This is a genomic window from Streptomyces fulvoviolaceus (assembly GCF_000718165.1).
GTDB lineage: Bacteria > Actinomycetota > Actinomycetes > Streptomycetales > Streptomycetaceae > Streptomyces > Streptomyces fulvoviolaceus.
In genome coordinates, this window is the sequence record NZ_JOEY01000084.1 from 1 (window position 1) to 22,572 (window position 22,572).

The 22,572-nt window shown below is 69.2% G+C and carries 17 protein-coding genes, 1 tRNA gene and 3 pseudogenes; 9 read left to right on the forward strand and 12 right to left on the reverse strand.

Going from position 1 to position 22,572, the window contains the following annotated elements:
• Window positions 1-94: 94 nt before the first annotated feature.
• From IG08_RS56530 to IG08_RS0149450, 5 genes are all read right to left on the reverse strand, one after another.
• Window positions 95-505, reverse strand: coding sequence for a transposase (locus IG08_RS56530; protein ID WP_338060193.1), 411 nt, complete (start codon window positions 503-505; stop codon window positions 95-97).
• Between the two features lie 95 nt (window positions 506-600).
• Window positions 601-3,651 (reverse strand): alpha-L-rhamnosidase, encoded by a 3,051-nt coding sequence (locus IG08_RS0149435; RefSeq protein WP_234343188.1) that lies wholly within the window; start codon window positions 3,649-3,651, stop codon window positions 601-603.
• Between the two features lie 157 nt (window positions 3,652-3,808).
• Window positions 3,809-5,071 (reverse strand): ABC transporter substrate-binding protein, encoded by a 1,263-nt coding sequence (locus IG08_RS0149440; protein WP_030620248.1) that lies wholly within the window; start codon window positions 5,069-5,071, stop codon window positions 3,809-3,811.
• Between the two features lie 55 nt (window positions 5,072-5,126).
• Complete coding sequence (locus IG08_RS0149445) at window positions 5,127-5,948, reverse strand: carbohydrate ABC transporter permease (protein WP_030620251.1); 822 nt, start codon at window positions 5,946-5,948, stop codon at window positions 5,127-5,129.
• Window positions 5,945-6,892, reverse strand: a complete 948-nt coding sequence (locus tag IG08_RS0149450) for a carbohydrate ABC transporter permease (protein WP_030620254.1) — start codon at window positions 6,890-6,892, stop codon at window positions 5,945-5,947. Before IG08_RS0149450 ends, IG08_RS0149445 begins: the two co-directional genes overlap by 4 nt.
• Window positions 6,893-7,228: 336 nt before the next feature.
• Between IG08_RS0149450 and IG08_RS0149455 the strand changes: the two genes are divergently transcribed.
• The 4 genes and pseudogenes from IG08_RS0149455 (at window position 7,229) to IG08_RS62895 (ending at window position 10,438) form a co-directional block, all read left to right on the forward strand.
• A complete protein-coding gene (locus tag IG08_RS0149455) occupies window positions 7,229-8,266 on the forward strand; it encodes a LacI family DNA-binding transcriptional regulator (protein WP_030620258.1) in 1,038 nt (345 codons plus the stop codon).
• Between the two features lie 716 nt (window positions 8,267-8,982).
• A pseudogene (locus tag IG08_RS62060) lies at window positions 8,983-9,423 on the forward strand (hypothetical protein); the annotation flags it as partial.
• Window positions 9,401-9,910 (forward strand): annotated as a pseudogene (locus IG08_RS0149470) (tyrosine-type recombinase/integrase); the annotation flags it as partial. The pseudogenes IG08_RS62060 and IG08_RS0149470, both read left to right, overlap by 23 nt.
• Before the next feature lie 201 nt (window positions 9,911-10,111).
• Window positions 10,112-10,438, forward strand: coding sequence for a YrhB domain-containing protein (locus tag IG08_RS62895; protein WP_338060192.1), 327 nt, complete (start codon window positions 10,112-10,114; stop codon window positions 10,436-10,438).
• A 356-nt stretch (window positions 10,439-10,794) separates the two neighbouring features.
• On the opposite strand, the gene IG08_RS0149480 is transcribed toward IG08_RS62895, so the two are convergent.
• Both IG08_RS0149480 and IG08_RS0149485 read right to left on the reverse strand, forming a co-directional pair.
• Window positions 10,795-12,003, reverse strand: coding sequence for a serine/threonine-protein kinase (locus tag IG08_RS0149480; RefSeq protein ID WP_052425252.1), 1,209 nt, complete (start codon window positions 12,001-12,003; stop codon window positions 10,795-10,797).
• A gap of 348 nt (window positions 12,004-12,351) precedes the next feature.
• A tRNA-Ser gene (locus tag IG08_RS0149485) sits at window positions 12,352-12,416 on the reverse strand.
• Here IG08_RS0149485 and IG08_RS0149490 point away from each other — a divergent pair.
• Both IG08_RS0149490 and IG08_RS0149495 read left to right on the forward strand, forming a co-directional pair.
• Window positions 12,391-12,768: pseudogene (locus tag IG08_RS0149490) on the forward strand (hypothetical protein); the annotation flags it as partial. The gene IG08_RS0149485 and the pseudogene IG08_RS0149490 overlap by 26 nt on opposite strands.
• A 524-nt stretch (window positions 12,769-13,292) precedes the next feature.
• Window positions 13,293-13,820 (forward strand): hypothetical protein, encoded by a 528-nt coding sequence (locus tag IG08_RS0149495; protein ID WP_030620271.1) that lies wholly within the window; start codon window positions 13,293-13,295, stop codon window positions 13,818-13,820.
• Window positions 13,821-13,956: 136 nt separating this feature from the next.
• Here IG08_RS0149495 and IG08_RS0149500 read toward each other — a convergent pair whose 3' ends face one another.
• From IG08_RS0149500 to IG08_RS0149520, 5 genes are all read right to left on the reverse strand, one after another.
• Window positions 13,957-14,265, reverse strand: a complete 309-nt coding sequence (locus IG08_RS0149500; RefSeq protein WP_030620273.1) for a DUF7677 family protein — start codon at window positions 14,263-14,265, stop codon at window positions 13,957-13,959.
• A 173-nt stretch (window positions 14,266-14,438) separates the two neighbouring features.
• A complete protein-coding gene (locus IG08_RS0149505) occupies window positions 14,439-15,293 on the reverse strand; it encodes a hypothetical protein (protein ID WP_030620274.1) in 855 nt (284 codons plus the stop codon).
• A 37-nt stretch (window positions 15,294-15,330) separates the two neighbouring features.
• Window positions 15,331-15,810, reverse strand: coding sequence for a DUF3592 domain-containing protein (locus IG08_RS0149510; RefSeq protein ID WP_030620276.1), 480 nt, complete (start codon window positions 15,808-15,810; stop codon window positions 15,331-15,333).
• 1 nt (window position 15,811) lies between these two features.
• On the reverse strand, window positions 15,812-16,090 hold the full coding sequence (locus tag IG08_RS0149515) for a hypothetical protein (RefSeq protein ID WP_030620278.1): 279 nt from the start codon (window positions 16,088-16,090) through the stop codon (window positions 15,812-15,814).
• Complete coding sequence (locus IG08_RS0149520) at window positions 16,087-16,509, reverse strand: hypothetical protein (RefSeq protein WP_030620281.1); 423 nt, start codon at window positions 16,507-16,509, stop codon at window positions 16,087-16,089. Before IG08_RS0149520 ends, IG08_RS0149515 begins: the two co-directional genes overlap by 4 nt.
• A 156-nt stretch (window positions 16,510-16,665) precedes the next feature.
• Here IG08_RS0149520 and IG08_RS0149525 point away from each other — a divergent pair, with 156 nt between their 5' ends.
• The 3 genes from IG08_RS0149525 to IG08_RS0149535 are packed head-to-tail and all read left to right on the forward strand — an operon-like array spanning window position 16,666 to window position 22,307.
• The gene (locus IG08_RS0149525; RefSeq protein WP_030620283.1) at window positions 16,666-18,036 is read left to right on the forward strand and encodes a hypothetical protein; all 1,371 of its coding nucleotides are present in this window, start codon (window positions 16,666-16,668) and stop codon (window positions 18,034-18,036) included.
• Complete coding sequence (locus IG08_RS0149530; RefSeq protein WP_030620286.1) at window positions 18,036-19,370, forward strand: hypothetical protein; 1,335 nt, start codon at window positions 18,036-18,038, stop codon at window positions 19,368-19,370. Before IG08_RS0149525 ends, IG08_RS0149530 begins: the two co-directional genes overlap by 1 nt.
• A gap of 3 nt (window positions 19,371-19,373) precedes the next feature.
• Window positions 19,374-22,307 carry a CHAT domain-containing protein gene (locus IG08_RS0149535; protein ID WP_030620289.1) on the forward strand — a complete coding sequence of 978 codons (2,934 nt, stop codon included), beginning with the start codon at window positions 19,374-19,376 and terminating at the stop codon, window positions 22,305-22,307.
• The last annotated feature ends 265 nt before the right edge of the window (window positions 22,308-22,572 follow it).

Sequence of the window (22,572 nt, forward strand, 5' to 3'; positions counted from 1 at the left end):
CACCCGCTACGAGAAACGGGCCTACACCTACCTCGGCACCGTCACCCTTGCAGCCCTCATCATCTGGCTCCGCACATGATCCGAGAAACAGCGCCTAGTACTCCGGCCTCAGGTCTTGGTGATGTGATCGGTTCTGGTCGGTCTGCCGCTGCCAGGGACGGAGGCGGGCGGGGAGGGGACGCCGCGTCGGCGGTAGTGGCTGATGGATCTTCGTGGTGAACCCGCCCCGCGACCGGCCCAGCCCGTGATCGCCGCGGGCACCGGCCACGTGCCGATGGACCCGGCAGATCGTGGAGTCGACGTTCGCCTCCCACGTGATCAGTCCGGTTGTATCCGCCCGGGCCCGCAACAAGGTGAGGAACCGGGCCCGGATGCCCGCGCGGTGCCAGCGCCGAAAGAGCCCGTACACGGTCTGCCAAGGCCCGTACTCGCGCGGCAGATCACGCCACGGAACACCGGCCCTCACACGCCTGCTCATCAGAAAGATCCCCACGCCCCACACCATGATCAACACGGCGTGAGGCGTGGACCGGAACCCCGAGCCACACCACGGCCCAGTCGCCGCGGACACGGCCGCTGCGTGATGTCGACGTCCGCCGATCAGCGGAGCCGGGCAGTCAGGTGGTACTGACCGGACGGCAACCGGTACGACGCCACGCCGTCCTTGTGGCCGAGGAGACGCACTCCGTCCACGCGTGCCAACGGGGTCCGTCCTTCGCGGACCGCGTCGGCGGAGACGGCCGGCAGGCGCAGGATCGCCTCGCTGTTCGCGGGGACGACCGCCTCGTACACCAGGGTCCGGCCTGCGTCGTCGAGCGCCCACTCGCTTCTGATCTCGCCGTACGGCGACTCGTAGGAGCCCGACACCTGCGTGATCCCGCCCGTGGGGTCGATGTGGGGTTGCAGGACGAAGTGCTTGAAGCCGGGGCTGTCCGGATCGCGGGCGATGCCGGCCATGTAGGCGTACATCCACTCCATGATCGCGCCGTAGGCGTAGTGATTGAAGGAGTTCATGCTCACCGGGCCGAAGCCGGCGTCCTTGGAGTACGAGTTCCAGCGTTCCCAGACCGTCGTCGCCCCGTTCTTCACCGAGAACAGCCAGGACGGCAGCGCGTCCTGGTGCAGCAGCTTGTACGCCAGGTCCGCGCGGCCCTCGTCGGTGAGGACGGGGGCGAGGACGTTGACGCCGAGGAAGCCGACAGACAGCGTGTTCTCGGCGTACCGGACCCGGCTGCTGTTCGGATGCGCCGCCTTGTAGGCCGCGTCATTGCCGATGTTGTCCGCCAACAGCCCTACGAGCGTGCGCCGTTGAGCCTCCGTCTCGTAGAACCCGAGCTTGAGGACCCACAGCAGGGCCGTCTGGCTGTTGTCCTCCGTCTTCTGGTTCGGGTCGGCGCCCGGTTCGATCGGGGAGGCGTCGCCGAGGCTGGACCTGACCGTGACCGTGCCGCCCGCGGTGCTCAGGTACTTGGTGATGAACGCCTGCTTGATGCGTCCGAAGAGCCGCTCGTACGTCTCCCCCTCCGCCGGCCGGCCGATCGCACGGGCCAGCTGCGCCATCAGCCGGGCGCTGTAGCCGTAGTAGATGTCGCTCATCATCTGGGCGCTGGTTTTCTGCGGTGCCAGCCAGTCGCCGGTGAGGGAGCCCTGTCCGGCGTAGGTGTCGCCGGTCTGCTCACTGATCCAGTCCAGATAGCGGGTCAGCGCGGGCCAGCTGCGCTCGACGACGGTCGCGTCGCCGGTCATCTGCCACACCGTCCACGGGAGTACGACCCCGCAGTCGGCCCAACCGCTGCCGCCTCCGGGGAAGTTGTACCGTCCGCCGGGGGCGACCCCGGTGAACTGCGCCTTGTCCGCGCCGTAGATGACCGCGGAGTCGACGACGGTGTCCTGGAAGTGGCTGAGGAAGACGCCGGCGTCCGCGTTGTAGAGGCCGGTGGTGGAGAAGACCTGGGTGTCTCCGGTCCAGCCGAGGCGTTCGTCGCGCTGTGGGCAGTCGGTGGGCACCCAGAGGTAGTTGCCGCGCTGGCCCCAACGGATGTTGCTCGCCAGTCGGTTGATGTCGGGATCGTCGGTCGTGACGGTGCCGGTCTCGCGGATCGCGGACGTGGCGACCTTGCCGGTCAGGCCGGTGATCGTGACGTTCTCCGTCGCGGTGACGGACACGTAGCGGAAGCCGTAGAAGGTCAGGGAGTCCTGGTGGGTCTCGCCGCGCCGCTCGCCCTTGAGGAGGTACGTGCTGGTGGCCTTGGCGCTGCGGAGGTTGGCCCGGTAGACGGAGCCCTGGGGGCCGTCCGCGCCGGCGCTGTCGTCGTTGAGCATCTCGCCGAACTTGAACTCGACCTTGGCTCCGGCCGGGCCGCGCAGGCTGTAGCGGGCCACGCCGACCATGTTCTGGCCGAGGTCGAAGACGGCGGTCTCGCCACTGCCGATCGTGACGGAGGTGGAGGCCGCCTTCACGGGATCGGTCACCGTCCGGGCGGGGTCCACGACGATGCGCCCCTTGCCGTTGGGGCTGCCCTCCTGTCCGGTCACCCCGGTGGCGACGGTGATCGACTGCGGACGCCGGTCCCAGCGGTGCATGAAGCGTGCGGTCTCGCCCGGGTAGGCGAGGAGTTGCACGTCCGGGTACTTGTCCTCGAAGGCGACGCGTTCCACGTCCGACCAGTCGGAGTCGTCGAACCCCCGCGCCGTCCAACCCGGCAGCTCCATCCGGGCGTCGTAGGTCTGGCCGTCGTAGATGTCGTCGGCGCGGTAGGGACCGGAGTCGGTGGCCTTCCAGCCGCCGTCCGGCCCGGTGACGACCGTCTGCCCGGTCCCGTCGGTGTACCGGATCAGGAGCTTGGCCTTGAGCGCGAGGGCGTTGCCGTCCTCCGAGTAGTACGTACTGCCGTCGGATATCCGGCCGTTGTACCAGCCGTTGCCCAGGACGACGGCGAGGGTGACGTCCGGCTCCTGCGTCACAAGGTCCGTGACGTCGTAGGTCAGGTAGTTGAGGCGCGCGTCGTAGTTGGTCCAGCCCGGGGGCAGCAGTTCGGTCGTCGTGCCGCCGTCCTGCGGGACGGTCACGTGGCGTCCGTTGACGTAGGCCTCGTACACGCCGAGGGCCGTGACGTACAGCCGTGCCTCGCGGACGTGGGACCGGTTCTTCAGGGGTGCTTCCTTCCGCAGCATCGGTGCCCCGGCCGAGTTGGGGGACTTGCCCTTCATCCCGATCCACTGCGCGCCGTCCCAACCGGACAGGCCGTCGGTGCTCATCAGGCCGGTCTCGAAGAAGGCGGGGGCCGCCGTACCGACCGGACGGCCTTCGGCGTCCCAGACGGTGACGGTCCAGAGGTAGCGGGTCGAGGCGCTCAGACCCTTGCCCGCGTAGCGGACGGCCACGGAATCGGCGGAGCGCACGCGACCGCTGTCCCAGACGTCCGCGCGGCCGGCGGTCAGCCTGTCCGGTGAGCTCGCCACCAGGATCTGGTACGACCCCTGGCTCCGCCCGCGCGCCTCGGACCGCATACGCCAGCCGAAGCGCGGCCGGGCGGCGTCCACGCCCACGGGGTCGGTGCGATGTTCCACGGTCGGTCCGGAAACCGCGGTGTCCGGACGGCGGGCCGGTGCCGCCTGCGCGGCGGCCCCGCCGCCCACGGCTCCGGCCACTACCGGCACCACTCCGGCCGTCGCCACGAGCACGGTTCTACGGCGAACTCCCGCGTGGCCTCCGCCGGGGGCGTCGCTCTTGTCGAGGTCGCGGTCCGTGCCGTCCGCTTGGTGGGGTGCATTGCTCACACCGTCATCCCTTCGGGTGTTGGGGGGGTCAGGAGCCGGCCTTGTAGTCGGCGTCCATCTCGTCGAGGAGTTTTTCGGGCGTGGACTGCCCGCTGAAGATCTCCTGGAGGCCGCTGAGCATGGTCTGCTGAACCTTGGCGTTGGGCCACAGCTGGTCCATGAACGGCACCGTGCGGTCCGCGCCGATGAACGTGGACAGTTCGCTCAGCGACGGGTCGACCGCGTAGCCCGTGTCGGGCAGGGAGGGCAGACCGCCCTGCTTCTTGACGAACAGGTTCATGCCCTCGGGCGACATCACGAAGTTCACGAACTTCAGGGCGAGTTCCTCGTTCTTCGCCTTGGCGTTGACGCCGTAACCGGCCCCCGCCGCGGCCGGAATGAGGGTCTCGGCCGGATCGTCGATGGCCGGCAGCGCCCGCAGCGTGAACGTGCCCTGCGGGTTCTGTTGCTTCAGGAGGGCGATCACCCAGTTGCCCTGGATGATGCCGAGAGTCTTGCCGGTGGCGGCGAGGGCCTGGCTGGCTTCGTAGTTGGTGCCCAGCGGGTTCTTCTGGAAGCAGCCGGTCTTCTCCATCGTCAGGTACTTGTCCAGGGCGGTGGTCCACGGCGACTGCGCGAAGGTGGCCTGGCCAGCCTGCATCTTCTGGTCGAAGTCGCGGTCGGGGCCGTAGACGGTGGTGGCGACCAGCGCGTACAGGACGAGTTGGGTCACCCAGTTGTCCTGGTTGCCCAGGGCGAAGGCGGGGGTTCCCTTGGCCTTCGCGGCCTTGCAGAAGGCCAGCAGCTTCGTCCAGGTGTCCGGCGGGGTGAGTCCGGCCTTCGCCATGGCCTGCTGGTTGTACACCGCGCCGATGCCGTTCTGCCCGAAGATCGCGTTGTACGTCTTCCCCTCGTACTGGGCGACGCTCTTGATCGCGTCCGGCATCTTGGCGGCCCAGGGCTGGTCCGAGAGGTCGCGCAGGTAGCCCGGTTTGGCCAGGACGTACGTGGCACCCGGATTGCCGTTGCCGGGCCAGACCGACATCACGTCGGGTGCCGTCCCCGAGGACAGCTGGGTCCGGATCTGCTGCTGGTACTGGTCGGCGCCGCTGGTGGTGTAGCGGACCTTGACGCCCGGGTTGGCCTTCTCGAAGGCCTTGACGACGTCCTCGACGGAGCCCTGGTCCACCGAGGCGAGCGTCAGGGTCTTCGATCCGCCGTCCGAACCGGCCTTGGTGCCGCCGCTGCAGGCGGCCAGCACGGCGCCGGCCGTCAACGCGGCGATCAGGACCGGAAGTTTGCGTGTCTTCATGATGTCCCCCTCGGGGAAGAGCCACCGGGCATCGGTGACGGGTGAGCGTCGGGCGTCATCCCCGCAGCCCTCCCGCGAAACCGTTGATGATGCTGCGCTGCAGCAGGAAGTAGACGAGCAGGACGGGCAGGATGCTGATCACCAGTGCGGCGAAGATGAGGTTCCAGTCGGTGACGTACTGACCGACGAAGCCGGCGATCGCGACCGGCATGGTCTGCTGGACGCTGCCGCTCAGGTACAGCAGCGGAGTGAAGAAGTCGTTCCACACGGCGACGGCATTGAGCACCAAAGCCGTCACCGTGACCGGCTTGAGCATCGGCAGCACCACGTACCGGAAGCCCTGCAGCGGGGTGCAGCCGTCGATCAGGGCAGCGTCCTCGAAGTCACGGGGCAGGGCGCGCAGGAAGCCGACGTAGAGGAAGACGGTGAACGGCACCTGCAGGCCGGAGTAGAAGAGGACCAGGGCCCAGGGGGTGCCGAGCAGCCCCATGTCGCGCATGGTCTGGTAGAGCGGCAGCGCGGCAAGCTGGAAGGGCAGGACCAGGCCCAGGAGGAACGTCAGGTACGTACCGCGGGACCAGCGCGCCGTGACGCGGGCCAGCGGGTACGCCGCGAGCGACGAGACGGCCAGCACGATGACGACGCTGCACGCCGTCACCAGCACGCTGTTGCCCAACGCCCCGCCGAGCGAGCCCTGTTGCCACGCCTGCGAGAAGTTGTCCAGGGTGGGCGAGGTGGTCGGGCTGATCGGCGACGAGGTGTCCGACGTCGGCCGTACGGCCAGGTTGACCAGGACGTACACCGGGAAGCCCACAACCAGGGCGGCGGCGATCATCGCCAGTTCCAGTGCGAGGGTGCGACGGCGGTATCGGTTCACGAGACGGCCCTCTCGTTGCGGGCCAGCACGAGGTACTGACCGGTCGAGACGACCGCCACGATGATCGTGAGGACCACGGCGAGCGCGATGCTGTAGCCGAACTCCCCGAGCGTGAAGGCGTCCTTGTAGATCAGCGTCGAGAGGGTGTCGGTGGCGTGGCCCGGTCCGCCGCCCGTCAACGCGTACACCTGGTCGAAGAGTTTGATCCCGCCGATGATCGACAGCATCAGGTTGATGGTGAGAGCCGGGGCCAGCAGCGGACGCGTGACCGACCAGAAGCGCCGCACCGGGCCGGCACCGTCGATGGCCGCCGCCTCGTGGATCTCCTTGGGCACCGACTGGAGTCCGGCCAGGAAGATGACCATCGAGTAGCCCGCGAACTGCCAGACGATCACGCCGACCACCGACCACAGGGCGACCTGCGGACTGCCCAGCCAGTCCTGCCGCCAGCCGTCCAGACCCACCGCGCCCAGCAGACTGTTGACCGCACCGTCCGGACCGAGCAGGTTGCGCCAGAGGTAGGCGGTCACGATCGGCGTGATCACGGCCGGAGCGAACAGGAACACCCTGAGCACGTTGCGGGACCTGATGGCCGAGTTGACCCCCAGCGCCAGCAAGAGCCCCACGGCGTTCTGGACCACCGTGATCGACACGGCGATCAACAGGGTGTGCCAGATGGCCTGCACCGCATCGGCGTCGCGGAACATGGCGGAGAAGTTGTCCAGGCCGACGAACGAGAAGTCGGGATCGAGACCATCCCAGTCGGTGAACGCGTAGTACACACCGCGGACGCTCGGCACCAGGACGACGAACGCGAACAGCACCAGTGCGGGCAGCGCGAACCACCAGGGCGGGGTGGTGCGGGCCCGCCGGACCTTCGGCACCGGCTCCGCATCCGGAGGCCGGTCATGGTCCGGAAGCTGCTCGTGCGGGGCGAGGGTCATCGACGGACCTCCTCTCTTGAAACGTTTCAGTCGGGGAGCCGAGCCGGGCTCCGGCCGGCGGGGCCTTGTGCGGGGCGCCGACCGGTTTTCGTCGTGAGTGATGGGGTCCGATCGCCGGATGGTCCGATGCAGGGCCGGATGGCCCGAATGCCAGTGGGTAACGTTCCCCAAAGGTGTTGCCAGACCCTAGAGAGCGTCCTGCGTGACGTCAAGATGCCGCGCAAGCTGCGCAATTGTTACGGCGGCGACGCAGCTTAGCTCCGACGACAGCCCCACTGACCCGCGGGATCCGTCCTACACTCTGCGACAACGTTTCCCGAAGGGACAAGGAACCGGATGGAGCCGCAGGCCCGGCCTCGACGCGTCACCATCGTCGACGTTGCGCGTCACGCACAGGTGTCCACGACAGCCGTCTCCAAGGTGCTGCGCAACGCGTACGGAGCCAGCCCCGAGATGCGGGCCAAGGTGCGCCGCGCGATCGACGAGCTGGGATACCGGCCGAACGCCGGCGCACGGGGTCTGCGCGGTCAGACGTACACCATCGGCGTGATGCTGCCCGACATCCGCAACCCCTTCTTCCCCGAGATCCTCGACGGCGTCACCGGCTCGCTGGAGGACACGGAGTACCAGGTACTGCTCGGGCCGGGCTGCAACGGGGAGAAGGCGGAGGCCCGCGTCACCGAGGCCATGATCGACCGCGGCATGGACGGCCTCGTCCTGATCGCACCCGTGTCGTCCCGCGCCCACCTCGAACGCGTCGCCGCCGCGGTGCCGACCGTCGTCGTCGGCCGGCACGGATCATCCCCGGTGTACGACACGGTGGTGGACGACGACGTCGAGGGCGCCGCCCTGGTCGTCGCTCACCTCGCCGGCCTCGGACACCGCCGGATCGCCCACATCGAGCACCACGAAAGCGACCCCACGCGCCTCGCGGAAATGCCCAACGCCCGCCGCTCCGACGGATACCGCCAAGCCATGCGGGCCCACGGCCTCGCGGAGTACATCGACGTCGTCTCCACCAGCTACACGCAGGAAGGCGGCTACCGGGGCGCACGGGAACTGCTGGCCCGGCCCCTCCGTCCCACCGCGGTCTTCGCCGGGGCGGACATCGTCGCCATGGGCGTGCTGGAAGCGGTCGCCGAAGCCGGGCTTTCCGTTCCCGGCGACATCTCGGTGGCCGGCTACGACAACACCACGTTCGCCGCGCTCGGCCCCATCTCCCTGACCAGCGTCGACCAAGCCGGCCACGAGATCGGCAGGAACGCCGCCCGCCTTCTGCTGGACCGGATCGCCGACCGCCGACGACCGTCGGCCCAGGTCAGACTCTCCCCCACGCTTGCGCCGCGCCGGACCACCGCTCCACCACCGGAGTAGGCCGACCTCTACTGGGACGTTCAGCAGGCGCTGAGTGGATTTACTGCTCAACACGGCGCTGCTGAAAACAGTGTGGCCCCCACGGGTCCGGCAGACATGCCGCCATGGCGATGGAAACGGGATCCTCCTGGAATTCGGGACCTTGGGAAGGCGCCCGACAACTCGCGATGGCTCCGCGTTCAGAGTCCGGCCCAGACGATGGAACGCGTCACCGTGCTCAACGGCGACGTCCACCCCGGGGGGACCAGCCGGCCCCTACGCCGGCCATGTGCACGGCGAGGAAAGCAAGGCCGACGAACATGAGACTCGTCGGACTGAAGACCGTCTCTGTCGATGTCTCCGTAACGCGGATGACGAAGGCTATGACGAAGAGCGCGCCCGCCACGAATGCCAGCATCTGTCTTCTCCTGCCGATGGACGGTGAACCACCGGTGACCCCGGTGGCTGCACCCCTACCAGCCGGTTTCCCCGGACGGCGCGGATCAGTCGTGCGAACCCTGCCCGGGTCGAACGCTCGACGATGCTGCGCCGCTCGTCCTTCGAGGAGGTCGCGGCCAAGTGGGGGCGGTAGTACGGCAGAAGGGCCACGACGCCTGACACCGGCCGCGTACATGGGAGTCCGGCGCGGACGCCGTGTGCGTGCTCGGGTGTCATCAGCAACTCGTCGACATCGAAATCCTGAGCCGATCGGTCACGGTCCAGGCAGGATGCCCCCTGTGAATCATGTCCTGTGCGGGCTCGCCGCCAATGCGGCCCTGTCGTCCGAACTGGTCGACCGACTCATCGCGGTCGCGGACGCCGACATCGCCGTGGAACTCGCCGATCGGGCAGACCTCAGCCATGCGCAGGCGGTCGCGTTGGGCGCGCGCGTCGAGGAGAGTGCCGTGCAGCTGGCGCACGCGGGCCTGCTGACAGCCGCCGACATCGATCCTGCGGTCCAACCGCACGCTGCCCTCGCCTTGCTCTACGAACGCGCCGGCAACCCGCAGTGGGCGCGTCTGTACGCGGCAGATCCGGTTGTGGAGCACCGGGAGAAGCTGGCTGCCTGCTCCGGCCTTCCGGCCGATGTGGTGGAGGCGCTCGCCGCGGACCCGGACGTGCGCGTTGTCGCGGAGCTCGCGTTGTGGACCGCACCTGGACGCCGGCCTCATCACCCCAGCCAAGGAGATCGTGATGGACGGCTGGGACACGTACGAGTCCGAGCCGAAGACGGACGGCAGCGCGAACACGATCGCGCTCGACAGCATGACCATCTCCGAATTGCGCGACCACAAAGCCCGCCAGGAGAAGGAGCGCGCGCAGTGGGGCACCGCCTGGAAAGACACCGGCAAGGTGTTCACCAAGGAAGACGGCTCCTGGCTCCACCCTGAGACGGTCTCGGAGACCTTCCGCCGCATCCTCGCCACGACCGACCTGCCGCCCATCACCCTGCGGGACCTACGCCACGTCGCCGCGACGCTCACACACGGAGGCGGCGGCGACACCCACGCGGTGAAGGAGACTCTGCGGCACTCCACCATCACGCTGACCTCGGACACGTACACAAGCCTGCTCCCTGAGCTGGACCGTGAAATCGCCGAGAAGGCAGCGAAGCTGATCCCCCGGTCACGTCCGGCAGCCACCGATTCGTCCGCTTCAGTGTGACTGAGAACGCTAGTTGGCCTTACGTTCCAGGCGCGGGATGGCCGAGCCCTTCGTATGGTTGGGCCGCCCCGGCCGACTGGCTAGCCGTTGCCCGCAGAGGCGGAACGTTCAGGGATATTCCCGTGGTCGCTGGCGCTTACCGCGCTCTCCGGGGACGAATCTTGCTGGTCGGCTCGGCGCCTGCTAGGGGATGCTGCACACGTGATTGAGCGAGAAGCCGCGGTTCGGATCGCTGAGGAAGAGCTCAACCGCGAGTATCAAAAGTGGTCGGCTGCGGGCGTGGACTCGATACGCACGGCTGTGGTGCATGTCGAGGAGCACGAGCTGGTGTGGATCATCTACTGGCAGTCCGAGGAGTTCATGCGCACGCGGAACCCCAGCGCCATGCTGATCGGCAACGGGCCGTACCTGGTCGACCGCATCGACGGGGGGGGCTGCATCAGATCGGAGTCCTATCCGCGAAGGGCGGGGAGTGGGAGGCCGACTACTGCGTTCGCATCCGGGGCCTGGCCATCCGTACCCCGGTAGACGATCTACACGATGAGATATGCGGAGTCGCCGCCACACGCGGGCGCATGCAAGCCGTGTGCACTCTGCGGCAGAAGCTGCCGGTGCTATCTCCTGCCCAGGCCCTCGAGTACGTGAGTGCGTTGCTGGACGGCGATGCACCAGCCCACCTCGCGGCCGTCGTTGCCGAGCAACTCGTCGAACCCATCAATCCAGTGCTTGCTGTGAAGACCATCCGCCAGGGAAAGCTCTCCTAGCCGACCTGACTCTTGCGGGTTGGCTTCTCCATTGGGAAGCCACTCTGAAGCGTCACAGTTGGCCGCAGGTCAAGCTGGGAGAACTCCAGCAGGGAACCAGGTGGGGAGGGCACGACTCGCTCACCACAAACCGCCGGCTCTCTGCCCGAGCAGGAGCAGGAGGGCCAGGGTGAGGAGGCCGCCTCTGACTCTGGGGCTGATTCCGTAGGTTGACTGCCCTCTCCAAAAGAAGAGTGTCGCCGCCAGGCTGGCGCAGGCGGCTGTGGTGAAGATGTACAAGAGGAGTAGACCCGGTTCGTTTGGGATCATCGCAATCTCGACGCCGTGGTAGTGGTCCATGACGGCGAGTACGACAGCGATCACGGTGCACAGAAGTGTGGCAATCAGCCGCCAGATACGCCCTTCCGCTGCCTGCTGGCCAGGCTGCACAGGCAGGGGCTCCGGGGACGTGCCAACCGGCAGTTGACTCTTGGGAGCACGCCGCCTAGGCGGGGGGCCTGCAGCGGCGGTGCGGAGCATAGCCAGGGCGCTGTCGACGGTCGGGCGGTCCTCAGGCTCCTTGGCGAGTAGAGCGGTGATCAACCGGGCTAGTGCAGGATCCGCCCGCCGCGGTGGCGGTGGGTCGTACACCGCCACCGCGGCTGCGGTGGCGGTCAGTGTGTCCCGCCGGAAGGGGGACACACCCTCCACCGTCTCGTACAGGGTCACCCCCAACGAGAAGAGATCCCCTGAACCATGATCCTTGACGCCCTTGAGACGCTCCGGCGCCATGTACTCGACCGAGCCGATGACCGTTCCGGTCTCGGTGAGACCTTGGGTGTCGGTCTCGTGTACGGCGATACCGAAGTCGGTGAGCAGAACGTGATCGTCTGCGGCCAGCATCACATTGGCGGGCTTGAGGTCGCGATGCACGACGCCGGCGTCATGGGCAGCCTTCAGCGCCTTCAGCAGAGCGACGGCTACCTGGGCTGCCTGCGAGGCGGCGAGCGACCCGTCCGCGCGCAGGCGCTCGCCCAGAGAGCAGCCGTCGACCAGACGCATCACTATCCAGGGGCTGCCGTCCTCGATCACCACGTCGTGGACGGCGACGATGTGGGGATGGTCGCGCAGCTTGGCAGCGTTGCGGGCTTCACGTGCGGCCCGGACCACGTGCTTGTGGTGCTCCTGCTCAGATCCCGACTGCTGCGGCAGCCGCACTTCCTTGACCGCCACATCCACGCTCAGGGCCTCGTCGTACGCCCGCCAGACTCGCCCGAAGCCACCGCTTCCGAGCTCCTGGAGGAGCCGATAGCGGCTGCCGAGGATGCGCTCTTGGTGTTCCTGGGTCACCAAAGCCCCTCGCCTTCAGGTGAGTTCACCACCCGGGAAGCTCCCGGAGCGGCCGGATGTAGAGCGTACGGAGCGGCGCGCCAAGGATCAACGACGCGACATTGAAGATCCCTGAAGCGACACACACCCAGCACATCGACACTGAGGGCCGAAGCGGCCAACTGAAGTGGGCATCGGCCAACCAGCGTGCGCAGTCACACTCAGCCGCAGCGGATCCGCAGGCCACGGACACATCCGCTCACGCATCGCTCACGCACGGCCCCGAAAACAAAGCAGCGCCCGAGCCGGCCAAAGCCGACACGGGCGCTGCACAGCAGGTCAGAGGCACTATCCCCCGCCTACCAGCCGTAGGCCCTGTGGGACTCGAACCCACAACCAATGGAGTAAAAGTCCATCGCTGGGCACCCGGGCCTCACCGAAGCACAGTTACGCGCCATGGTCGACCGACACGGAGTCCGGGTCCTCGCCGAGGTGGCGACCAACCCGGACGCGAGTCCGGCGCTGCTGGAGGACCTGACCCGGCACCGACCATCAGCACAGAAGGCGTTCCACGAGGTCGCCCGGCACCGAAACTCCACGGCCCAAGCTCTGCTTGCCTGCTTGGCGGACAAACAGGCAAGACCCACAGCCGCCGGTCATCCGGCACTCCCCCCGCCGGTCATCGCGAAGCTGCTCAGCGACGCCGACTGGCAGGTGGTGGAAGCAGCCGCTGCCAACCCGTCGCTGCCGCTTGCCGTGATCTCGGATCTTGTGCCCCAGCGGTAAGTGCTCGGATCGCCGACTGAAACACCCAGCCCCTCCAACCCAAGGGCCAACCCCGCCAACTGGAGAGTTGTGGCCACTCTTCGGTGAGCATCGGCCAACTTGAAGTCGCAGGTCAAAGGGATGGTGTGACCGGTGCTGGGTGTGCCCTGACTGGTGGTGGGCGGCAGTCTACGGAGTAGATCGTCTGTCAGCGGTTGGCTTCGAGGTTGGTCAGAACAAGCAGGGCGCGCAGGAGGCCGGGGGTGCAGGCAGGGTCGGTGCGGAGCTTGGTGAGGATCCGTCAGTTCTTGAGGTGAGCGAAGCCGTGTTCGACCGGTGCGTGTCCGACTGCGAGAACTCGGTTCGGTACGGCTCGTCTGAACGGAAGGCTTGAAACGGAGCAGGGGTGGCCGACGGGTTCGCCTGCGCGGCAGCCATCCGGGCGACCCCGGACGCGGGACGGGTCCCGGCGACCCTGAGTTACGTTCCTCGCTCGACGGGCTGATCTCGTGGACAGCCGCTCAACAGCAAAGGACTGGCCGAGGATGACGAACCGTCCGCGTGTCGAGATCGTCGGTGTGATGCTCGGGTTGTCGGCGATGAAGCTGACTGATCCGTTTGTTCATTCATGGTGGCCGGGCATGTTGATCGCTGTGAGCGTTGCCGCCCTCGGCGCCTTTGCCGTTGGACATGCTGTCAATAGCCTGCCTCTTGTTTCGGCTGCTCGGCTCGCCACCGTCACGACGGTCATCATCTGCGGCGGTGGGATTGTCGCCGCCGTCATCGCAGGGCCCCGAGCGAATGCCGGCCAAGAATTCGCCATAGTCCTGGCCGGCTATGTGATGTTGCGTCTCATCGGTGCGACGGTGGATCGGCTGACGTCGTGGGTGAACATCTCCTTGATCGCATCGTTCGTCGGAACCGCGGTCGGTCTGAGCACGATTCCCTTGGTGCTGGTGGCCCATCCGGACCTGTCCGTATGGGCCGTCCTGGGCATCGGGGCCGGAACCGGCTACCTGGAAGGCGTCATCACGGGGTTCGCACTGCGGCCGGGGAGCATGGCGGCGCGATGAACGACAACGCGGGGCTGAAGGCCCCGTGCGATCCGCTGCTGACGGGGGCGCAGGCTGTCACGAGACCGGTCGCTTCCACACCAACCACACGAGCGAGGGCGGGCTGCCTTACTCGAATGACGTCGCACGTCAACGGTCAATGAAGTTGGCATTCCCACGGCTCGATGTCCGGCTCCCCCGGGGGCAGCTCCCCGGTGCAGTATCGGTAGAGCCAGGCTGCAGCCCTGCGCCCCGCGTGCTTCTCGTTGACCGGTTCTCCCTGCTCATCCAGTTCGAGGACGTTGGCGAAGATCGCGACGCAGATCTCCATCTGGGAGGGCGACTCGCGCAACTCCTCCCAGTAGTCGAGCCCTTCCAGCATCGGGTGGCCCACCGACCCCCGGGCGAGCCATCCAGCGAAGCGTCGGAGGGCTCCGGAAGCACCATGACTGAGATGCGAAGGCATGCGAAGAACCTAGCCCCAGCCTTCCGAGGTCGATCGTCGACCTCCCGCCGCAGGAGGCAACGGACTCTCAGGGGGTGGCGCCGATCGGTACGGGACAACCCACGTTCACGTGTACGCCGACACCCGCTTACAAAACACGTTGCAGGCAATGCACGCAGGGCCGGGACCGGGTGTCACAGCAGGATGGCGCCGGTCACGACCGCCGCTGGTCCGGCGATCAACATGATGACGATCGTGGCGATGGCCTTCTTGTTGTCACGGCGGTCGGCTGCGAGGTCAGGCGTGTGGACAGTGAGGTCGGAGGGGGCGTAGTGGATGGTGAGTTCGCGGCCGAGGGACCGGCCCGGGTTGGGGATGCCCGCACTGGACAGGACGGTGACGTGGGTGCCCTCGCGGGTGGTGAAGGTGAGGACGGGGCCGTGGTTGAGGATCTCGTCGCCGTGCTCGTCGGTGTAGACGTCCTTGGTGACGGCCACGACTCGCGCGGGGACGGCGACGGCCGAGGCCAGCAGGGCATCGCGGGTGCGCGCCGTGCGGATGTCGGGGCTGGCCGCCGCGAGGGCGGTGAGCAGGGAGCCGAAGCCGAGCAGCGCCCACGGGTAGCCCCGGGCGACGGCCGCGTGGATCACCAGTCCGACGAGGAGCAGGATGACCGTGCAGTTCGGGCCGACGCGGCCGTTCTTCTCGCCCACGGTGTCGAGCACGATGCGGTACCGGTGCGGCTGCCCGGGCGGGTAGCGCACTTCGAACTCGCGGCCCACCCAGGCTTCCCGGATCGCGTCGCCGTGCTTGCCGTCGTTCGGCAGGACGAACTCCTGCCTGGTGGCTGGGTCCTGGAAGGCGACCGTCACCGGTATCCCGGCGCTCCTGGAGTCGCCGTGCGCCGGCTGCTCCACCCCCGCGATCCGTGCCGTCACCCAGACCGCTCGCTGGGCCCGGGTCAGCCCGGCCAGCGAAAGCCCGTAGCCGAGCAGCGCCATCCCCGTGGGCACCACCCACCACAGCTCCAGCATCTCGTGAACGCTCATCCGCGCTCTGCCTTTCGTCTCTCGCACGCAGGCCCGCTCAGAGCTCGACACGGAACAGGTTGTCCGCCGGGTCGACCACGGCCGTGAGCCGACGGCCTGCGCGCAGGGCGGGATGGTGCGAGCGCCTCCAGGACGTCTCGAACGTCCGCACCCCCGGCCCGCTGACCCGCAGACCGACCACGACGCCGGTGTCCTCTCCCCCGGCGAAGTCCGTAAGGTCGGTGATCTCCGCGGTCGCCGGGACGCCGACGGCGTCGAGCCGCCGGTTGTGCTCCCTCTCGACGACAGTGCTGCCCCAGAGTCCCAGGCCCACGGGAACGAAGATCACCGTGAACACGATGCCCATGACCATGAGGCCCGAGCCGGTGAAGGCGGTGAAGGCGGTGAAGGCGGTGAGGGCCAGCATGACCGGTCCGCACAGGCACAGCACCGCGACGCAGGAGTACAGGAACAGGGCTCCGAGCGGGCCGATCGCCGACACCTGGGTCGGCTCGGGGCCGTTCACGCTGTCGGCCATCTCAGGACTGCTGTCTCTCCGACACGCTCCCCGCCGGCAGATCCACCAGTGCGCGCAGGCCGGGGAGGCGTTGCTCGTCGTACGCCATGTTGTGCTGCCTGCCGTTCCTCAGGGCGACCGTCGGTCTGCGGGATCGGCCGGATCTGGACTCCAGGCTCCGTTCCTCCCGGATGTCGTAACGGGCGGCTGCGAAACGGCCGAACACCTGCAGCACCCGCCCGTCGGAGGAGAGCAGGACGGAATCGGACGCCGGCACCTCGTACGGTGGTGTCGGGGTCACGGTGTCATGCCGTCCCCGGCGTAGAGGTAGCCCCCGGGCCGGGCGGGGTCGGCGACCAGCAGTACCTGGTCGCCGGCGCGCGGAATCCGCAGCTTCGAGACGATGGTCTGGAGGGTGATCCGGTCGGCGGCCGCGGGCAGTTGGAGGACCAGGTCGACGACCGGGTCGAAGTTGACCAGCTTCCCTGTGTCGCTGATCGACACGACGGCGGCGGGTGTGGTCGGCGCCCCTGCGGCGAGCAACTGCTGTACGTCGAGGCCGGAGTTGTACGCGCCGATCGACTGCTGGACCTTGGCGAAGTCGTCGGCGCCGAGGAACGCGCGGGTGGCACGGCCGTAGAAACCCTTGCCACTCGCCACCTTGCCGGCGATCTCGGCGGCCTTCTCCTCGCGGCTCTTGCGCTTTCCGAAGATTCCCATGGTGTCCTTCCCTTCCGGTGTCGTCAGGCGCGGGGGCGGCAGTTGCTCACCCCTGGACCTGGTCGGTTCTGCCTGACGATGTGGACGCTAGGTGGCTCGGGTCGTCTACCGATCCCAGGTTCGTTCGTGTGTTCTTGGTCGGCGTACGCTCCTCGCATGCCGACCCCGAGCCAGCCGACCGGTGACGAGCGCCGACCGCGCGCCATGGTCATCGACCACGCCTGGCATGGCCTCGGGCCGGGGCTGGAATCGTTGAGCGGCCCCCTCGGGGCGCCGTTGACGCGGACGGTCAAGCTGATCGTGCTGCCGCTGATCGTGAGACCGGCGCTGCGTCCCGAACTCGCGGCGGACTTCCTCGGACCTGCGCAGGTCGCATCTCTCGACGGGCTGATACGGGAGTCCGGCACGCGTCTTGCGGCCACGGCACAGTGGTTCACGCTTCTCAAGAGGACCCGCCGGGCGCTGGGCATCGTGGCGGGCAACCCCCAGGACCTGTACTTCCAGCGCTGCTTCGAGCTGGCCACCGAGCACGGAGCGCCCGCCGCCGGTGCGGACGCGACGGCCAGGGCCGTGGTCGAGGACGTGGCGGACACCGTCGACGGACGCACGGTGGAAGCGCTCAAGGATCATCTGGCCGACGCGGTACGGCGTTTGCGGCTCGATGCGAAGTTGGCCGCCGCCTGGGAGCGCCGTGACCCGGCCCCGTCCGACGCGACCGCGGCGGTCGCGCTGGCGGCCGAGGTCCTGGAAGCCTGCGGCGCGCCGGGCCCGGCGCGGAACTCCCCGCAGTACGTGTCCATGGTCGAGGCAGGACACGGGGGCCTGTTCGGCCGGGCCTTGTGGACGCACGCGAGCGGTGTCTGGGGCCACGAGGACCTGCCGACGCATCTGGGGCTGACCGCACGGCAGGTGCCGCAGCGCCCGGAGGTCGGCCGGGGTGCCTCGACGGCCACGCTTCCCGCACCGCTGGACCGCACGCTCTTCGAGCGGCTCTTCGTCGTCCTGCAGTCCTCGGCCCGGCGCGAGGAACTCCCGACGGTGCCGGAGCTCGTCAAGCAGGAGGCCGGCCGTAGCTGCGCTCCGCTCGGCCTGTGCGACGAGAGCCTGCGCGTCGCCGTGGTCCTCGGCGGCCGACTCGCGGTCGGCCTCGATCCGCTCGGCACCGGGGAAGGAGCGCCGGGACGGACGGCGGCGCACCGGGCCGTCAACAGCCGCTGGCGACGGGAGGCTTCCGCCCTCCGCGCCCGCAGGATGACCGTTTCTCCCCGCCCCGACCCGGACGGCGGCGTCCTGGACGCCCTCGCCCAGGACCTCCGTACCCCATGGGCCGCCTACATGCGGCGACTGTGGGTGCGGCTGCACGGGCGGGATGTCCGCGACGCACCGCTGGAGGATCTCGACGCGGCCTGGGCCGTGCTCGACGGGGTCGCCCGCTCGGTGATGATGGATCACCGCGCCAGGGTCCGGTCGGCACTGCGCACCCTGTCGGCGGCGCCCGCGCGGCCGGCCGAGCAGAGGAGCGCGTGATGGCGCGGGACACGCGGGCCCCTGTCGACGTCCATGTGGCGCCGGGCGAGGACGGCACTGTCCGGATCGGGGCCGGTCCCGCATTCGGACAGGATGTGGCGTACGACGATGCGGTCGCCGTGGGCCCCGACTTCACCCGGGCCGTCCTCGATGTCGCGGGCGCCGTGCTGACCTGGCCCGTCCTGGACGACCCCGGCCCGCCGTCGGCGGAGGTCCATGACACGGGGCGGGCCCAGCAGTGGCTGTGGGCCCTGTACGGCGAGCGCGTCGCGGCCGCTGTCCATGACTGTGCGGCGGGGGAACCGGCCGGCGTGCGGGTGGTGGCGGACTCGACCGCCCTCGCGGACAGCGCCGCGCGGCTCGCCTTCGGGCACTGGGCGGCCCGGTGGTGGCCGGCGTCGTACCCGGACGGGATACCAGCGCTCGACCCGGACCTGCTCGGCCTGGAGTTGGCCGCGCTCACCCACCGGTGTCAGCAACTGTTCGACGCGGAAGGCGATCAGCCCGACGACTGCGTGGCCGAACTGATCGAGGAGCACCAGGCCGCCCTGGACGCGCTGATCCAGTGGTGGCGCGCGACACCGCAGCCGGCGGACACGGCGCGCCGTCTGGAGAGCGTCCTGCGGTTGGTCGACGACGCGGCGGACAGCGTCGGGCTGGACGGGCCGGCGCTGCGCCACCTCCGGGCCTCCCTGGATCAGGGCCGCCCGGTCGTTACGCCGGTCGACCCGGGCGCCCTGTTCGCACGGCACGACGGCTACGCCCTCGCGGCGGGCGAACCTCTCGTCGCGGGCGGCCGGGTGATCGCCCGGGGCTCGGGGACCAACGACTGGTGCCGCTATCCGCCCGGCTTCGTCGACGCGGCCGAGAACGCGGTGTCCTGGACCGCTCGAGCGGTCGGCGCGCGGCGGCAGATCGAGGTCGAGGTCCTCGCGCACGTCACGGCGCCCGTCGCCGGTGCACCCCTCGTCGCGGAGATCCGTGTGAACGGTGGCCGCCCGAACCGGATGTCCCTCGCCAGACGGGACGACATGTGGACCGGCCGGGCGGATCTGGACCTGTCGGCCGGGGTGACGCAACCGCGGATCGAGGTCGGTGTCCTGCTGCCCGGCTTCGACCCGGGCCGCGATCCCGATGGGCCCGATCCCCCTGGTCACCCCGGTACGTCCGGTGAAGCCGAGGCCCGCGCCGACCGTGACGCGATCCGCGCCCTGGTCCGGCGGCGGCTGATCGCCGCGGCACAGCCCCTGGCGTACGAGGCGTCGCCGCACGACGCCTCCCCGGGACCGTTCCTTGCCGAGACCGCCGCCGCTGCCACCGGTGAGGACTACTGACACATGCCGGACCAGCACGAGGACGAGAGCACAGCGGTGATGCAGCTGTACGGAGAGCCGTTCGACAGCGGCTTCGCCCGGGCCGAGGAACATCAGCTGGCGGCCGATCTCACGGCCGCGTGCGCCGTCTACGAGGAGTTGCTCACCCTGGCCGAGTCCATCGAGGACTCGCCCGACGTGCGGTTCCTGCGGGCGCACCTGCTGTCCGACCTCGCGAGCGTCCGGCTCACCGCCACGGACCTGCCCGGGGCCGAGGACGCCCTCGACCGGTCCCGCGGCCTGCTCGACGGCATCGCATCGGCGCCGATGGGGCCGCGCGGCCGCCAACTGTGGCTGGAAATCCTGCTGAGGACTTCCATCGCCAGGGCCGACCTGCTGCGCAGAACCGGGCGCCTGAACGAGGCACTGGCCTGTCTCGACGAGGCTGCGGTCCGGCTGCCCGAGTTCGACGATCCCGAGGGACTGCGCTCGGCCGAACTCGGCCTGAACCGAGTGCTTCTGCTGATGGAGCGGGGCGAGTGGGGAGCGGCCGAGGAGCACGGCTCGGCGCTGCTGTCCACCCTGGAGGCGACCGAGCTGGAGACCGTGCCGCGGCTGCTGATCGCCCTCGGGATGATCTGCTCCTCGACCGGGCGGTACGACCAGGCCGAGGACTGCCTCGCCCGCGCGGAGGAGCGCTTCCGGGCACTGGGAGACACCGGTGAGCAGCAGTCGCTGCTCACGCACCGGGCGTACATCGCGATGAACCGGGGTGAACTCGACCTCGCCGAGCGGCTGTTCGCCGAGGCGTCCGCGTTCTTCGAGCGGCAGCGGTGGTTCGGTGATCTGGCGGTCTGCGAACAGGCCCGTGCCTTTCTCGCCGGTCGGCGCGGCGACAGCACCGGCGCGGGCGACCTGATGGCGACGAGCCTGGCCCGGTTCGAACAACTCGGCGCCCTGACAGCCGCGGCCGACACCATGCTGCTGGGCGCCCAACACGCCTATGACCGGGGCGACATCACCGAGATGAAGCGGCTGGCCCAGGACGCCCGCGACGTGTACCAGGCGCGGGAGGTGTACGAACGGTGCGCGCAGGTCGACCTCATGCTCGCGAGAACCCTTGAGGACAACCTGAACCGGACGGATCACGGCGACCACGAGAGGGCGTCCATCGACAACGCGCTCTCCCTCGCCCTGCCCGCAGCACTGGCCCTGGAGGCGGCGCGCTACGACTTCGTCACCGCCCGCGCGCGCAGTCAGTGGCTGGAACTGGCTGACGACGCGATGCGGTTGGTCTTCCGTCTCGCCGTACGCCGACAGGACCAGGGGCTGCTCTTCGAACTGGTGGAACACCGCTGTGCGGGCGCCTCCCTGGCACTGGACCGTCCGCCACTGCCGTCAGGGCCCTCATGGTCTGTCGAAGACGCCCCGTCGGTCTTCCCGAGTGCGGCCATGAAGGCGTACGGAGACGTCGACGACCCCATGACGCTCGGGGGTGTGGCGGCGGAGGCCGCTGCCTCCGCCGGCCTGCGCGTCGCCCCACCGCCGAAGGTGCGGATGTCGCCGGAATCCGGCCGTGTCGCGCTTCAGGAGTACAGCGCGGCGGCCGAGTTCCGCTATCACCGACGGATCGTGAACGAGGAGGAGACGCCGTTCTGGGCCACCGACGACCTTTCGAGCCGCCCGGTGGTCCAGGTCCGGCTGGCCGACGCGGGCGACCTGTTCATGACCTGGACATGGGCCGGCGGGGCCCGCGGGTTCGGCACCGGCCGCGGGCCCGGTGACGAGGTCGACCGGGCGGTGCGTGAGCTGGCCGCCGCCCTGCCCGGCGTGGGCGAGGGCGGGGAGGGGATGCGGCGCGCCCTCGACTCGGGAGCAATGGCCGATCACCGGAGCGAGCACCGGCTCGCGCGGGTGCTGGCCGAGGCGCTGTGGCCGGAGGGGTTGACGGCGCAGATACGCCAGGTGTCGGCGCGCGCGGGCCGTCCGCTGGTGCGGATCCAGCCGTCTCCCCGGGTCGCCCAGGTGCCCTGGGAACTGCTCGCCGTCGATGACGACGGCGTCCGGCTCATCGAACTGGCGGACGTCGTGACCACCACGCCGGCGTCGTTGCGGCGGCAGATTCCCGCCGCGTGTCCGGCACCGGACACGGACACCGACGCGCAGGCGAACGCCGGCACCGACACGGTCGTTCTCGTCCTCGACCCCCGGGTCCCCGGGTTCCGGGCCGACTCCCCGCTCGGCTCGGTCCTGGGACCGCCCGGCTCGGACCCGGAGCTGCTGTCACTCGTCCAGAGGCGTCTCGACGCGGGCGCCGTCGTGCCGTCCGCCGCCACCCCGGCGGAGGCCTTCCGCCGCACCGATCTGGACCGGGACTGGCTGAGCGGCGTGCTCCGCAAGGGGGCCCGCAGACTCCTGTACGTCGGGCACGTGAGCGGCGCGCCGGTCGAGGGTGGGCAGAGCGAGGACGGCACGCTCCATCTGTGCTGCGCTCCGGAGGCCGCAGGACTGGCCGAGCCGGTCCGCACCCATCGGCCGCTGTCGGCCAAAGACCTCCTGCTGGGCACGCTTCCCCTGCACGCGGACGGCGAGCCGGGTGCGCGGATCTGGCCCGCGCCGCCGCGTGTCGCGCTGATCGGCTGCGAGAGCGGCGGCGATCTGCGGTTCGCCGAGTCCTTCGGCCTGGCGACAGCGATGATCCACAACGGCGCCGAGCTGGTCACCGCCACCCGCTGGGCGCTGCCGACCAGCTTCGCGTTCCACCGGCTGGCCGGTCTGCCCGAGTCCGTACGCCCGCTGTCGGACGCGATCATCGCCGTCGACACCGCTCACGAACACCGCGACCCCGTGCACCGGCTCGGCCGCTGGCAGCGCGAGCAGCTCGACCGCTGGCGCGCCGACGGCCGGATCGAACACTCACCCCTGCTGTGGGCGGCCATGACCTGCATCGTCGTGTGACCGCCGAGCGATCCGCCGGGACCCGACACTCGCAGAGGTCATTCCTCCTCTGTACGCGCCTCCTGGCAGAACCCGCTTCCCAGTTCCCGGACACCGGTCCAGGGGCTCCTGTAGGCGGTCAGTCTCGCGTCATTCCTGCTCTGGGCAAGATCCGTTTGAAGACGGACCCTAGATGATCGATTCCAAGGGTTTAGTGGTCGTAGTTGGTCAGTGCGCGCATGACCAGCCAGCCGCGCATGAAGCTGGCTCCCCTCATCAGGCCCCT